This window comes from Clostridium algidicarnis DSM 15099 (assembly GCF_002934235.1).
GTDB classification, from domain to species: domain Bacteria; phylum Bacillota; class Clostridia; order Clostridiales; family Clostridiaceae; genus Clostridium_L; species Clostridium_L algidicarnis.
Window position 1 is genome coordinate 1 of sequence record NZ_PTIS01000009.1, and the last position, 13,061, is coordinate 13,061.

Here is a 13,061-nt window from a genome sequence, read left to right on the forward strand (position 1 = left end):
AGAGGGGGTCATTGTTTTTTTAGGTTTAAAATAGAACAAACCCTTGCAATAGCAAGGATTGAAATAAATAAAACAACGATAGTGTTAACACTATCCAAATAAAATGGGAGAGGATAATATGAAATTACCTCCTTTAAAAATTGGAGATTTAGTAGCAAGAGTGCCTATAATTCAAGGTGGAATGGGAATTGGAGTATCAAGATCAAAATTAGCTTCTGCAGTAGCAAACGAAGGTGGCGTTGGTATTATATCTGGTGTACAAATAGGATATGATGAACCAGACTTTGAAACTAATAATAAAGAAGCAAATATTAGAGCATTGAAAAAACAAATAAAAAAGGCAAGAGAAAGTACCAAAGGTATATTAGGAGTTAACTTTTTATGTGCAATGAATGATTATAATGAATTAGTAAAGGTAGCTATAGAAAGTGGTATAGATTTAATTATATCAGGAGCGGGACTCCCTATATCGCTTCCTAAAATAGTGGAAGGGTCAAATTGCAAGATAGCACCTATAGTATCTTCTGCAAAGGCAGCTAATATTATATGCAGTTTATGGGATAAAAGATATAATAGAATACCGGATTTAATAGTTGTAGAGGGGCCAAAGGCAGGAGGACATTTAGGATTTTCATTAGAGGATTTAAAAATAATAAAAGAGGAGGACTTCGAAAATATAGTAATAGAAGTTATAAGGGTTATAAAACCTTTTGAAATTAAATATAATAAGATTATACCTGTGGTTGTAGCAGGCGGAATTTTTGATGGGAGAGACATAGCAAGATTCATGAAACTAGGAGCAGCAGGAGTTCAGATGGCTACTAGATTTGTAGCTACAGAAGAATGCGATGCAGATATAAGATATAAGAACACCTATGTAAATGCAAAAAAAGAAGATTTAGAAATTGTAGTTAGCCCTGTGGGAATGCCAGGAAGAGCTATAAAAAATGAGTTTGCTTGTAAAGTTATTAAAGAGGGTAAACAACCAATAAATAAATGTTATAAATGTTTAAAGCATTGCAATCCTAAAATTGCGCCTTATTGTATATCTAATGCATTAATAGAAGCGGTAAAGGGGAATATAGATAAGGGGCTTATTTTTACAGGGGAAAATTGTACTAGAATAAATAAAATTGTTAAAGTAAAAGATTTAATTAGTGAACTTTTGACAGAGGCAGAGCTTAATTATATATAATTAGATCTTATAAAATTTTAACAAGTGCTTTGAAAGTCAAAGTATTTGAGTGTCAAAGCAAATGGAGAGGTGAATAATGAATAAATCAATAAGCACAATTAATGAACTTTTAGTTGAAACTTTTAATGATATTTTAACCATAGAGCAAAATGCTATTAATAGTGGTGCGTTTAAAGATATTTCAGTTACAGAAGTACACACTATAGATGCTATAGGAATGTATGAACCAAGAACCATGACTGAAGTTGCAAAAGAGCTAGATATAACTGTAGGGACACTTACTATAGCTATAAACAATTTAGTAAAAAAAGAATATGTAGAAAGAAAAAAGTCAGCAGAAGATAGAAGGTTAGTAATGGTTCAGCTAACTAAAAAAGGAAAATTAGCATATAGGATTCATGAAAAGTTTCATTCAGATATGGTTAAAGCAACTATTGAAGGATTAACAAAAGAAGAAGAGGAAACCTTAGTTAAATCCTTAGAAAATCTTAATAGCTTTTTTAGAGAAAAATATAACTTGAAAAACGGGAAAAAGAGGGAATAGCTATATGAGTGAGGTAAAGATAATAGGTACAGGAAGTTATATCCCAAAGGGAATTACAACTAATGATGATTTATCAAGGTGGGTAGATACTAGCGATGAGTGGATTTCAAGTAGAACGGGAATAAAAGAAAGACGATTATCCATAGGAGAAAATACATCTGAATTAGCATCTAAAGCAGCAATAGATGCTCTGAAAGATGCCAATATGAAAGCAGAAGATATAGAATTAATTATTGTAGCTACTATTACAGGTGATAGCTTTACACCTTCTACAGCTTGTATGGTACAAGAAAGTATAGGTGCTTTTAATGCAGTAGCCTTTGATATTTCGGCAGCTTGCTCAGGATTTATATTTGGACTTAATACCGCTTATCAATTCATAAAAGCTGGACAGATGAAAAATGCACTTATAATAGGGGCAGAGGTTTTATCTAAAATAGTGGACTTTAAGGACCGTAATACTTGTGTATTATTTGGAGATGGTGCAGGCGCAGCTATTCTTAAAGCTTCAAAGAAGCAAGGTATATTATATAATAATATAGGATCTGACGGAATTAATGGGAAGGAATCTTTAAATTGTACTGCTGTGCAACTAAGTAATCCTTATACAAAAGTGGAAAAGAAAGAAGAAAGTTTTATATCTATGAATGGTAAAGAAGTCTTTAGGTTTGCAGTAAAAATTATCCCTAAAAGCATAGAGCAAATATTAAAAGATACTAATAATAGATTAGAAGATATAAAATATATAATTCCACATCAAGCAAATTTACGAATTGTAGAATTTGCAGCAAAAAAGCTAAAAGTAGATATAGAAAAGTTTTACGTAAATCTAGATAGATATGGAAATACATCAAGTGCAAGTATACCTATAGCATTAGATGAAATGAATAAAAATGGTTTACTTAAAAAAGGAGACAAAATAATACTTGTAGGATTTGGTGGTGGACTCACCTGGGGATCAACCTTAATTAAGTGGTAAAAAATAATTTATAAAAAAATGGAGGGCTTAATAATGATTTTTGAAAAAATAAGAAAAGTTACATCTGAGGAATTAGGAATAGAAGAGGATACTATTAAAATTGATATGTCATTTCAAAATGATTTAGGTGCAGATTCTTTAGATCTTTTTCAAATAATAATGGAATTAGAAGAACAGTTCAATATACAAATAGAAGATGCAGAAGATATAGTAACCCTAGAAGATGCTGTGAGTTATGTTAAAAGAAAGATTGAACAATAGGAGGAGCAAAATGTTAAGGTCTATATTTTGTAATATAGTTGGAATAGAATATCCTATAATACAGGGCGGGATGGCTTGGATTGCTGACAGTAGTTTAGCAGCGGCGGTGTCGAATGCAGGAGGACTTGGAATAATAGCAGGAGCTAATGCGCCTGTAGATTATATAAGAAATGAAATAAGAAAGGTTAAAAGTCTTACAGATAGGCCTTTTGGAGTAAATATAATGCTTTTAAGTGATAATGCAGAAGAATTAGCTAAGGTTGTTTGTGAAGAAGGAGTTAAAGTAGTAACTACTGGTGCAGGTAATCCTGGGAAGTATATGAAGATGTGGAAAGAGCATGATATAAAAGTTATACCCGTAGTAGCATCTGTAGCATTAGCAAAAAGAATGGAAAGAAGCGGAGCTGATGCCATTGTAGCTGAAGGTTATGAAGCAGGTGGGCATGTAGGCGAACTTACAACTATGGCACTATTACCTCAAGTAGTAGATGCAGTTGATATACCCGTAATAGGTGCAGGGGGTATTGGTGATGGAAGAGGAGTTGCAGCAGCATTTATGCTTGGAGCAGAAGGAATACAAGTAGGCACTAGATTCTTAGTTGCAAAGGAGTGTACAGTACATCAAAATTATAAAAATAAAATAATAAGTGCAAAAGATATAGATACAGTTGTTAGTGGTAGAGCGACAGGACACCCTGTAAGAGTATTAAAAAATAAACTTACAAGACAGTTTAAACTTTTAGAAAAAGAATGTGTACCCATTGAAAAATATGAGGAGCTTGGCAAAGGAGCCCTTCCAAAAGCAGCAAAAGAGGGAGATGTAGATTATGGTTCTGTAATGGCAGGACAAATAGCAGGACTTATAGATAAAGAGCAAAGCTGCAGGGAAATAATAGAAGAGATGTTTTCAAAGGCAGAAGAGACAATAAATAGATTTAAATAAAGCTTGGAGGTATCTTTTATGAAAGTAGCATTTCTTTTTGCAGGTCAAGGGGCACAATATGTAGGTATGGGAAAAGAACTATACGAAAAGTATAACATTGCAAGGGAAGTATATACTAAAGCTGATTTGGCATTAAATTTTAATATAAGCAATTTGTGCTTTGAAGGACCCATAGAAAGTCTTAACCAAACTAAATATACACAACCTGCAATACTTACTACGAGTATAGCTATACTAAAAGTTTTAGAGCAATTTGAAATAAAGGCTGATGAGGTTGCAGGATTAAGTCTTGGAGAATATTCAGCTCATGTATGTAGTGGAAGTTTAAATTTTGAGGATGCAGTAAAGCTTGCAAAAAAAAGAGGAACATACATGGAGGAAGCTGTACCAAAAGGATTAGGAACTATGGCTGCTATTTTAGGGCTAGAAGGTGAAATATTAAGACAAATATGTGTAGATTGTAGTAGCTTTGGAATAGTTGAAGTGGCAAATTATAACTCTCCAGGACAAATTGTAATTGCTGGAGAAGTAGAAACCGTAAAAAGGGCATCTGAAATGGCCATAGAAAAAGGAGCTAAAAGGGTTATTCCACTTAAGGTTAGTGGACCTTTTCATACATCTATGTTAAAGGAAGCTTCAGAAAAATTATCAAAAGAGCTTCAAGGCGTTAAAGTTAATACTATGAACATTCCTGTGGTAACAAATGTAACAGGGTCATATATAAATAAAAAAGAAGATATAAAAGAATTTTTGATAAAGCAGGTAAGAAGTTCTGTTAGATGGGAAGATACTATAAAAACCATGGTTAAAAATGGAGTAGATACTTTTGTAGAAATAGGGCCTGGCAAGGCACTTAGTGGATTTGTAAAAAGAGTAGATAGAAAAGTAAATATAATAAATGTTGAGGATATAAAGTCTTTAGAAAAGGCTATAGAGTATTTTAAATCTTAATAAGGTGAGGAGGAAGGGTATGCTTAAAAGAAAAACAGCTATAGTTACAGGGGCAAGCAGAGGTATAGGAAGAGCAATAGCCCTTAATCTTGCGTCGCAAGGAGTAAATATAGTTCTAAATTATAGAAATGATGTAGAAGCAATGCAGGAAGTAATTAAAGAAATAGAAGCAAAGGGGGTAAGGGTAGTAGCAATAAAAGGGGATGTAAGTGATTTTAAACAGGCAGAAAATATAATAAAAGCTGCTACTGAAAGTTTTGGATCTCTAGATATCTTAGTTAACAATGCGGGAATTACTAGAGATGGTTTAATTATGAGAATGAAAGAAGAAGATTTTGATAATGTAATAGCTGTGAATTTGAAGGGCGCCTTTAATTGTATAAGGCATGCCAGTTTAGTTATGATGAAACAAAGAAGTGGAAAAATAATAAACATAGCATCTGTAGTTGGAATAGTAGGAAATGCAGGTCAATCTAACTATGCAGCATCTAAAGCTGGGATAATAGGAATTACTAAGTCGGTTGCAAGAGAGTTAGCTTGCAGGGGTGTTAATGTAAACGCAGTAGCACCGGGATTTATAGAAACTGATATGACAGCTATTTTATCAGATAAGATTAAAAGGGTCATGGAAGAAGGAATTCCGTTTAAAAGACAAGGCAAGGCTGAAGAAGTGGCTAATGTAGTAAGCTTTTTAGCTTCAGATATGGCAAGTTACATAACAGGACAGGTAATAAATGTGGATGGTGGAATGGTTATGTAATTTTAAAGGGATTTTGTGTAGTATAAAAATAATAATTTAAAGCATATAAAGAGAAGGTGAAGTATATGAAGAGAGTAGTTATAACTGGTATGGGTGCAATAACACCTATAGGAAACAATGTTAAAGATTTTTGGGCTTCAATAAAAAGAGGCCAATGTGGAATAGATTTTATAAAAACTTTTGATACTTCAGATTTTAAAGTTAAGTTAGCAGGAGAAGTTAAAAATTTTAAGCCTGAAGATTATATAGATGCAAAACAAGTAAAAAGAATGGATAGGTTTTGCCAGTTAGCAATGGTAGCCTCAAAAGAAGCAGTAGAAGATTCAAAGTTGAATTTACAAAACATAGACAAAGAAAAATTAGGGGTTATAGTTGGATGTGGTATAGGTGGTATGAGTACTATAGAAACTCAAGAGGAAAGACTATTAAACAAGGGACCGAGTAGAGTATCTCCAATGTTAATCCCTATGATTATAAGTAATATGGCAGCTGGAAATATAGCTATTGAATATGGAGCAAAGGCTGTCTGTAATACAGTAGTAACAGCCTGTGCGTCAGGGACTAATGCTATAGGTGAAGCCTTCCATAGTATTAAGTTAGGTATGGCAGATATTATAATAGCAGGGGGAACGGAGGCGGCTATAACACCATTATCAGTGGCAGGATTTATATCACTTACAGCTTTAACAAAAAACCAAGATAAAAATAAGGCATCTATTCCCTTTGATAAAAATAGGGATGGATTTGTAATGGGAGAAGGAGCTGGTATGGTTGTACTTGAAAGTCTTGAAAGTGCAGAAAAAAGAGGAGCGAAAATATATGCAGAAGTAGTAGGCTATGGTACTACTTGTGATGCCTATCATATAACATCTCCAGCACCAAACGGAGAAGGTGCAGCTAGAGCTATAAAGATGGCATTAAAAGAAGGAAATATAAAAGCAGAGAAGGTATCATACATAAATGCACATGGAACAAGTACACCATATAATGATAAATTTGAAACAGCAGCTATAAAATCGGTTTTTGGAGAAAAAGCTTATGAAATACCTGTAAGTTCAACTAAATCAATGACAGGACATTTATTAGGTGCAGCAGGAGCTATAGAAGCAATAATTTGTGTAAAAGCTATAGAAGACAGTTTTGTACCAGCGACCATAGGCTATACAACACCTGATGAAGAATGTGATTTAGATTATGTACCGAATAAGGGTAGAGAGAAAGAATTAGAGTATGTACTTTCTAATTCACTAGGATTTGGAGGACATAATGCAGTGCTTCTATTTAAGAAATGGAGTGGGAGGTAATTAACATGGATTTTTCTAAAATACAAGAGCTTATAAAGGCAGTAAGTGAATCTAGCTTAACTAGTTTTGAATTTAAGTGTGATGGAACACAGATAAATATGAAAAAAGAATGTGAAAAAGTAGTGGTTAAAGAAAAGCCACACTTAGAAGCATTAAAAGAAGATATAAAGAAAATAGAAATTCAAAACTTTAAAGAAGAGGATAAAAGAGAAGATAAAACAAAGGCAGCTATTGAAGAAAATTATAATGTAGTTAAATCGCCCATTGTAGGAACATTTTATAAATCCTCTGGTCCAAAGCAAGATCCCTTTGTTAAGATTGGCCATAAGGTGAAAAAGGGAGAGGTACTTTGCATAGTAGAAGCTATGAAACTTATGAATGAAATTGAAAGTGAATTTGAAGGTGAAGTAGTAGAAATACTTGCAAAAGACGGTGAAATGGTAGAATACGGTGAGCCTTTGATTAAAATAAAATACAGTTTATGTATTAATGCATAAGCTGTATTTTATTTAAAAGTAAGCAGTGTTTTAGCATAAGGTTCATTAAAAAGGGAACCTCAAAATTAATAGTAAGGAGAGAAAAATGTTAGATATAAAGGAAATTCAAGAAATAATTCCTCATAGATACCCAATGTTACTTTTGGATAGAGTAGAGGAGCTAGAACCTGGTAAAAGAGTAGTGGCTATAAAAAATGTAACTATAAATGAACAATTTTTCCAAGGGCATTTCCCAGTAGAACCAGTAATGCCGGGAGTACTTATGATAGAAGCATTAGCTCAAGCAGGAGCTGTGGCCATTCTTTCAATGGAGGAATTTAAAGGTAAAATAGCATATTTTGCAGGAATAAATAAAGCTAAATTTAGAAAAAAGGTAGTACCAGGAGACACATTAAAATTAGAAGTGGAAATTACAAAATTAAAAGGTTCAGCAGGTGTTGGAAAAGGAGTTGCATATGTTGAAGGTAAAAAGGCAGTAGAAGCTGAACTTATGTTTATGATTGGATAATCTAAGTTTTCATTTAAGAGGTGATTAAATGTTTAATAAAATATTAATAGCTAATCGTGGAGAAATTGCAGTAAGAATTATAAGAGCTTGCAGGGAAATGGGAATAAGAACAGTTGCTGTTTATTCCGATATAGATAAAGATGCGATTCATACCCAATTAGCAGATGAATCAGTTTGCATAGGATCTGCTAAAGCAAAGAATAGTTATTTAAATATGCAAAATATATTAAGTGCAGCGGTACTTAAAGGAGTTCAGGCCATTCATCCAGGCTTTGGTTTTTTATCTGAAAATAGTACATTTGCACATATGTGTACAGATTGTAATATTAAATTTATAGGTCCAGATCCTGAAACTATAGAAGAGGCAGGTAATAAATCTAGAGCAAGAGAAATTATGATAAATGCAGGGATACCTGTAATACCAGGCACCGAAGGCGTAGTAGAGACAGTAGAAGATGCCCTAAAAGAAGCAAGAAAAATAGGCTATCCGGTAATGATAAAAGCATCTTCTGGTGGTGGTGGAAGAGGAATACGAATAGTAAGAAAAGAAGAAGAATTAAAGAATGCATATGAAACAGCAAAGACAGAATCAAAGGCAGCCTTTGGAGATGACAGCTTATATATAGAAAAGCTCATAGAAAATCCTAAACATATAGAATTTCAAATATTAGGAGATAACTTTGGGACCATATTGCACTTAGGGGAGCGAGATTGCTCAGTACAAAGAAAGAATCAGAAGGTTGTAGAAGAAGCTCCTTCAGCTATAATTACAGATAGTCTTAGAAAACAAATGGGTGAGGTAGCAGTAAAAGCAGCTAGAGCCGTTAATTATAAAAATGCAGGAACAATAGAGTTTTTGTTAGATAAACATGGTGAGTTTTATTTTATGGAAATGAATACAAGGATACAAGTGGAGCATCCAGTTACAGAAATGGTTACAGGTATTGATATATTGAAAGAACAACTAAGTATAGCTAGTGGAGAAAAGTTAAGTTATGATCAAAGTCACATAAAAATACAAGGTCATTCCATAGAATGCAGAATAAATGCAGAAAATCCAGACAAAGGTTTTATGCCATCTCCAGGAAAGATAGAGCGGTTATATGTACCAGGGGGAAATGGAGTAAGAATTGATAGTGCAGTATATGAAGGCTATACCATTCCTCCAAATTATGATTCCATGATAGCTAAACTTATTGTTCACGGAAAAGATAGATTAGAAGCTATAAGTAAAATGAAAAGAGCCTTGGAAGAATTTGTAATAGGAGGGGTAGATACTAATATAGATTTCCAACTTAAAATATTAAACAATAAAAACTTTGAAAAAGGTAAATTTGATACAAGTTTTATAGAAAAAGAAATTTTAAATAGGAAATAATGAGGGTGAATTAAATGAATTTATTTAAGAAGAGGAAATATATAACTGTAAGTAACCTAAATTTAGAGAATAGTAAAGATAAGGCGCAACAGTTAGAAAATACTTCTAATATTCCAGAAGGCATGTGGGTTAAATGTGAAGGTTGCGGTAAAGTACTTTATAAAAAGGACGTTGAAAAGAAAAATAAGATATGTATTTATTGCGGTTATCATTTTAGAATGACACCTAAAGAAAGAATAGAATTAACGATAGATAAAGGAACCTTTGAAGAATTTGATAAAGATATGAAGGCCTCGAATCCTCTTGATTATCCTAAATATGAAGAAAAAATATTTAAAATGGAACAAAAAACAGGTAATAATGAAGCAGTAGTAACAGGAAAAGGTAAAATACAAAATGAAGATACAGTAATTGCTGTAATGGATAGTAATTTTATTATGGGTAGTATGGGTACAGTTGTAGGGGAAAAAATAACTAGAGCTGTAGAATATGCAACTTTGAATAAACTTCCAATGGTTATTTTTACAGCTTCAGGTGGAGCAAGGATGCAAGAAGGAATATTTTCACTTATGCAAATGGCAAAAACCAGTGCAGCTTTAGGAAGGCACAATGAAGCAGGACTTTTATATATTACCATACTTACAGATCCAACTACTGGGGGGGTTACAGCAAGTTTTGCAATGCTTGGAGATATTATTTTAGCAGAACCTAATGCCTTAGTAGGATTTGCAGGAAGAAGAGTTATAGAACAAACTATAAAACAAGAATTACCAAAAGAATTTCAAAAGGCAGAGTTTTTATTACATCATGGATTTGTAGATAAAATTGTAAAAAGAGATGAATTAAAAGAAACCTTAGGTAGAATTATAAAATTACATTCAGATGGAGAGTAAAAAGTGGTAAAGAATTGATTATATAAATATAGGCATTATATGGTGGTAGGTTTATGTAGAAAATATAATAGTAATAGGAGAAGGTGAATTTTATGGCTAGCTTAGATGCAGAAACAAGGATTAAAAAATTAGAATATGCTATTGAAGAGCTAAAGCAAAGTTCTATTAAAGGAAATATAGATTTATCAATGCAAATTTGTGAAATGGAAAAGAAGTTAAATAAAATGAAAGTTAATTTATATGAAAATTTATCACCCTGGGAAAAAACTACTATTTCTAGAATGGTAGAAAGACCTACAGCATTAGATTATATAGAAAGAATCTTTGAGGGATTTATTGAGTTCCACGGTGATAGAAACTTTGGAGATGATAATGCAATTGTAGGTGGAATAGCAAAATTAAATGGAATTCCTGTAACAGTAATCTCACAGCAAAAAGGAAGAAATACAAAGGAAAACATAAAAAGAAATTTTGGTATGCCGAGCCCTGAAGGGTATAGGAAAGCTTTAAGACTTATGAAACAAGCTGAAAAGTTTAAGCGTCCAGTAATATGTTTTGTAGATACTAAAGGAGCCTTTTGTGGTATAGGTGCAGAAGAGAGAGGGCAAGGAGAAGCAATTGCAAAAAACCTTATAAATATGGCTGAACTTAAAACTCCAATAATATCAATAATTATAGGTGAAGGAGGAAGTGGAGGAGCACTTGCTATGGCAGTTGCCGATGAGGTGTGGATGCTTCAACATTCAATATATTCAATATTATCTCCAGAAGGATTTGCCAGCATCTTATGGAAAGACCCTTCCCGTGCGAGAGAGGCAGCAGAGGTCATGAAAATAACTGCTGAAGATCTAAAAGGTTTTGGAATAATAGACAAAATAATAAAAGAGCCCCTAGGTGGAGCTCATAAAGATATAGATAAAATGTCCCAAAGACTAAAAGATAACATAATAAAATCTATTTTAAAATTAAAAAATAAAGATATAAGTAATTTAGTTCAGGAAAGATATGAGAAGTTTAGAAATATGGGAACAAATAAAGTAGTTGATTAAAATTAAATGTAACCCATAAGCCCTCGCACTGAAACCTCCTCAGATATCAAATATTCTTTAGAGCCATCTTTATATTCAACGAGTAACCGTCCATCATTAGTAATATCAATGGCTTTTGCACAAAGGCAAGAGTCTTTTTTTATAACTTGAATTTCCTTCCCTAAAATAGCGGAATTTTCCCTACATATATTAAGAGTTGTGTCCATATTACAATCCTCTAAAAACTCATCATAAAGTATCTCAAAGTTATCCAAAATACTACACAAAAGTCCTTTTCTATCTATAGCATTTTTACTTTCTATTTTAAGTGATGTTGCAATAGATCTAATATCATTAGGAATTTCATCTTCATCTAGATTTACATTTATACCAATACCTATTACTAAATAACTTATTCTATTTAGCTCAGCGCTCATTTCTGTAAGTATGCCACAAACCTTTTTATTGTTTAAAACTATATCATTAGGCCATTTTATTAAAGACTTTATACCTAATTTATTTATTGACCTATGAATTGCAGCAGCTACTATCTGAGTGATTTTAACAGCATTTATAGGATCTATATTTGGTCTTAAAATAATGGACATCCATAATCCCTTATGTTTAGGAGAAATCCAACTCCTACCAAGCCTTCCACGCCCAGCAGTTTGCTCTTCACTAATGACAACAGTCCCTTCTGACACACCCTTAGAAGCAAGCTTTTTTGCTTTAGTATTAGTAGAATCTATAGAATCAAAGTAGTAAACATTCCTACCTATGTATTTTGAAGATAGATCTGATTTAAAATCCTCATAACTTAATGTTTCTTCCTTCATAATTTACCACCTTATAATTGTTATTTTGTGTTGTATATTTATTAGGGCTGACATATGAATAATTATAACAGAAAACAAATAATTAGTATTAGAACTTTCAGTATTTTATTTAATTTAAAGAATATTTGTAATTGGGGTAATTTTCGTTTAAAATATGGTATAAAATCATAGATCATGTTATAATTTGGTATTACATATACTGAGTAGTACAATTTTATAGTGAAGTTGGAGGAATACTACAAAGTATAACCGTATATTAGTAGAAATTTTATGAAAATTAGGGGGAGAAGACATGGATGAATTTAAAATTCTTAAAATCAAAGAAAGCGTTTTCGAAAACAATGACAAACAAGCAGATTTGCTTAGGGAAGACTTAAAAAGAGATAAGACATTCTTGCTTAATTTAATGTCATCACCAGGTTCAGGCAAAACCACAACCCTTGTGAGAACAATTGAAGTATTAAAAGATGAAATGCGCATTGGAATTTTAGAAGCAGATATTGACTCAGATGTAGATGCTCATGCAGTTGCAAAGACGGGTACAAAAGTAATTCAATTGCATACAGGAGGCATGTGTCATCTTGATGCAGATATGACTAAACAAGGTCTATTAGGGCTAGGTACAAAAGACATTGATTGCGCTATATTAGAAAATGTAGGAAACCTAGTGTGTCCAGCAGAATTTGACACAGGTGCATCAAAAAATGCTATGATTCTGAGCATTCCAGAGGGAGATGACAAGCCTTTAAAATATCCTTTAATGTTTTCTATTGTTGATGTTTTATTAATTAACAAGATTGACGCCATTGATTATTTTGATTTTGATTTAGAAGCCGTAAAAGAGCGTGTCAAAAAATTAAACCCAAACATTAAGATTATACCAATTTCAGCTAGAACTGGTGAAGGTATTGAAGAGTGGGCTCAATGGCTACGTACTGAAGTTAAAAATTGGAATGAATAATATAACCATTGCAAAACTAAAAA

At 32.6% G+C, this 13,061-nt stretch carries 15 protein-coding genes; 14 read left to right on the forward strand and 1 reads right to left on the reverse strand.

Going from position 1 to position 13,061, the window contains the following annotated elements:
- The first annotated feature begins 118 nt into the window (after window positions 1-118).
- The 13 genes from BD821_RS07450 (at window position 119) to BD821_RS07510 (ending at window position 11,262) form a co-directional block, all read left to right on the forward strand.
- Window positions 119-1,195 (forward strand): NAD(P)H-dependent flavin oxidoreductase, encoded by a 1,077-nt coding sequence (locus BD821_RS07450; RefSeq protein ID WP_104409937.1) that lies wholly within the window; start codon window positions 119-121, stop codon window positions 1,193-1,195.
- A 76-nt stretch (window positions 1,196-1,271) separates the two neighbouring features.
- Window positions 1,272-1,739 (forward strand): MarR family winged helix-turn-helix transcriptional regulator, encoded by a 468-nt coding sequence (locus BD821_RS07455; RefSeq protein WP_029452918.1) that lies wholly within the window; start codon window positions 1,272-1,274, stop codon window positions 1,737-1,739.
- 4 nt (window positions 1,740-1,743) lie between these two features.
- Window positions 1,744-2,718, forward strand: coding sequence for a beta-ketoacyl-ACP synthase III (locus BD821_RS07460; RefSeq protein WP_104409938.1), 975 nt, complete (start codon window positions 1,744-1,746; stop codon window positions 2,716-2,718).
- A 33-nt stretch (window positions 2,719-2,751) separates the two neighbouring features.
- Window positions 2,752-2,979, forward strand: a complete 228-nt coding sequence (gene acpP / locus BD821_RS07465; RefSeq protein ID WP_104409939.1) for an acyl carrier protein — start codon at window positions 2,752-2,754, stop codon at window positions 2,977-2,979.
- 10 nt (window positions 2,980-2,989) lie between these two features.
- A complete protein-coding gene (gene fabK / locus BD821_RS07470) occupies window positions 2,990-3,922 on the forward strand; it encodes an enoyl-[acyl-carrier-protein] reductase FabK (protein WP_104409940.1) in 933 nt (310 codons plus the stop codon).
- 18 nt (window positions 3,923-3,940) lie between these two features.
- The gene (gene fabD / locus BD821_RS07475; RefSeq protein ID WP_104409941.1) at window positions 3,941-4,873 is read left to right on the forward strand and encodes an ACP S-malonyltransferase; all 933 of its coding nucleotides are present in this window, start codon (window positions 3,941-3,943) and stop codon (window positions 4,871-4,873) included.
- 19 nt (window positions 4,874-4,892) lie between these two features.
- Window positions 4,893-5,633 carry a 3-oxoacyl-[acyl-carrier-protein] reductase gene (gene fabG, locus BD821_RS07480; RefSeq protein WP_104409942.1) on the forward strand — a complete coding sequence of 247 codons (741 nt, stop codon included), beginning with the start codon at window positions 4,893-4,895 and terminating at the stop codon, window positions 5,631-5,633.
- A gap of 65 nt (window positions 5,634-5,698) precedes the next feature.
- On the forward strand, window positions 5,699-6,937 hold the full coding sequence (fabF, locus tag BD821_RS07485) for a beta-ketoacyl-ACP synthase II (protein ID WP_104409943.1): 1,239 nt from the start codon (window positions 5,699-5,701) through the stop codon (window positions 6,935-6,937).
- Window positions 6,938-6,942: 5 nt separating this feature from the next.
- A complete protein-coding gene (gene accB, locus BD821_RS07490; RefSeq protein WP_104409944.1) occupies window positions 6,943-7,434 on the forward strand; it encodes an acetyl-CoA carboxylase biotin carboxyl carrier protein in 492 nt (163 codons plus the stop codon).
- An 85-nt stretch (window positions 7,435-7,519) separates the two neighbouring features.
- On the forward strand, window positions 7,520-7,942 hold the full coding sequence (gene fabZ / locus BD821_RS07495) for a 3-hydroxyacyl-ACP dehydratase FabZ (RefSeq protein ID WP_104409945.1): 423 nt from the start codon (window positions 7,520-7,522) through the stop codon (window positions 7,940-7,942).
- A 28-nt stretch (window positions 7,943-7,970) separates the two neighbouring features.
- Entirely contained in the window at window positions 7,971-9,320 is a 1,350-nt protein-coding gene (locus BD821_RS07500; RefSeq protein WP_104409946.1) for an acetyl-CoA carboxylase biotin carboxylase subunit, read from the forward strand.
- A 14-nt stretch (window positions 9,321-9,334) separates the two neighbouring features.
- Window positions 9,335-10,213, forward strand: coding sequence for an acetyl-CoA carboxylase, carboxyltransferase subunit beta (gene accD, locus BD821_RS07505; RefSeq protein ID WP_104409947.1), 879 nt, complete (start codon window positions 9,335-9,337; stop codon window positions 10,211-10,213).
- A 92-nt stretch (window positions 10,214-10,305) separates the two neighbouring features.
- Window positions 10,306-11,262: an acetyl-CoA carboxylase carboxyltransferase subunit alpha gene (locus BD821_RS07510; RefSeq protein ID WP_104409948.1), complete on the forward strand. Its 957-nt coding sequence runs from the start codon at window positions 10,306-10,308 to the stop codon at window positions 11,260-11,262.
- A gap of 2 nt (window positions 11,263-11,264) precedes the next feature.
- On the opposite strand, the gene BD821_RS07515 is transcribed toward BD821_RS07510, so the two are convergent.
- Window positions 11,265-12,077, reverse strand: coding sequence for a biotin--[acetyl-CoA-carboxylase] ligase (locus tag BD821_RS07515; RefSeq protein ID WP_104409949.1), 813 nt, complete (start codon window positions 12,075-12,077; stop codon window positions 11,265-11,267).
- A gap of 292 nt (window positions 12,078-12,369) precedes the next feature.
- On the opposite strand from BD821_RS07515, the gene hypB reads away from it, so the two are divergent.
- Complete coding sequence (hypB, locus tag BD821_RS07520) at window positions 12,370-13,038, forward strand: hydrogenase nickel incorporation protein HypB (RefSeq protein WP_104409950.1); 669 nt, start codon at window positions 12,370-12,372, stop codon at window positions 13,036-13,038.
- Window positions 13,039-13,061: the final 23 nt, after the last annotated feature.

What these genes read in the sequence shown, in the direction of transcription:
- BD821_RS07450 (WP_104409937.1), top strand. Translation starts at nt 119, where the DNA reads ATGAAATTACCTCCTTTAAAAATTGGAGATTTAGTAGCAAGAGTGCCT.
- BD821_RS07455 (WP_029452918.1), top strand. Translation starts at nt 1,272, where the DNA reads ATGAATAAATCAATAAGCACAATTAATGAACTTTTAGTTGAAACTTTT.
- BD821_RS07460 (WP_104409938.1), top strand. Translation starts at nt 1,744, where the DNA reads ATGAGTGAGGTAAAGATAATAGGTACAGGAAGTTATATCCCAAAGGGA.
- acpP (WP_104409939.1), top strand. Translation starts at nt 2,752, where the DNA reads ATGATTTTTGAAAAAATAAGAAAAGTTACATCTGAGGAATTAGGAATA.
- fabK (WP_104409940.1), top strand. Translation starts at nt 2,990, where the DNA reads ATGTTAAGGTCTATATTTTGTAATATAGTTGGAATAGAATATCCTATA.
- fabD (WP_104409941.1), top strand. Translation starts at nt 3,941, where the DNA reads ATGAAAGTAGCATTTCTTTTTGCAGGTCAAGGGGCACAATATGTAGGT.
- fabG (WP_104409942.1), top strand. Translation starts at nt 4,893, where the DNA reads ATGCTTAAAAGAAAAACAGCTATAGTTACAGGGGCAAGCAGAGGTATA.
- fabF (WP_104409943.1), top strand. Translation starts at nt 5,699, where the DNA reads ATGAAGAGAGTAGTTATAACTGGTATGGGTGCAATAACACCTATAGGA.
- accB (WP_104409944.1), top strand. Translation starts at nt 6,943, where the DNA reads ATGGATTTTTCTAAAATACAAGAGCTTATAAAGGCAGTAAGTGAATCT.
- fabZ (WP_104409945.1), top strand. Translation starts at nt 7,520, where the DNA reads ATGTTAGATATAAAGGAAATTCAAGAAATAATTCCTCATAGATACCCA.
- BD821_RS07500 (WP_104409946.1), top strand. Translation starts at nt 7,971, where the DNA reads ATGTTTAATAAAATATTAATAGCTAATCGTGGAGAAATTGCAGTAAGA.
- accD (WP_104409947.1), top strand. Translation starts at nt 9,335, where the DNA reads ATGAATTTATTTAAGAAGAGGAAATATATAACTGTAAGTAACCTAAAT.
- BD821_RS07510 (WP_104409948.1), top strand. Translation starts at nt 10,306, where the DNA reads ATGGCTAGCTTAGATGCAGAAACAAGGATTAAAAAATTAGAATATGCT.
- BD821_RS07515 (WP_104409949.1), bottom strand. Translation starts at nt 12,077, where the DNA reads ATGAAGGAAGAAACATTAAGTTATGAGGATTTTAAATCAGATCTATCT.
- hypB (WP_104409950.1), top strand. Translation starts at nt 12,370, where the DNA reads ATGGATGAATTTAAAATTCTTAAAATCAAAGAAAGCGTTTTCGAAAAC.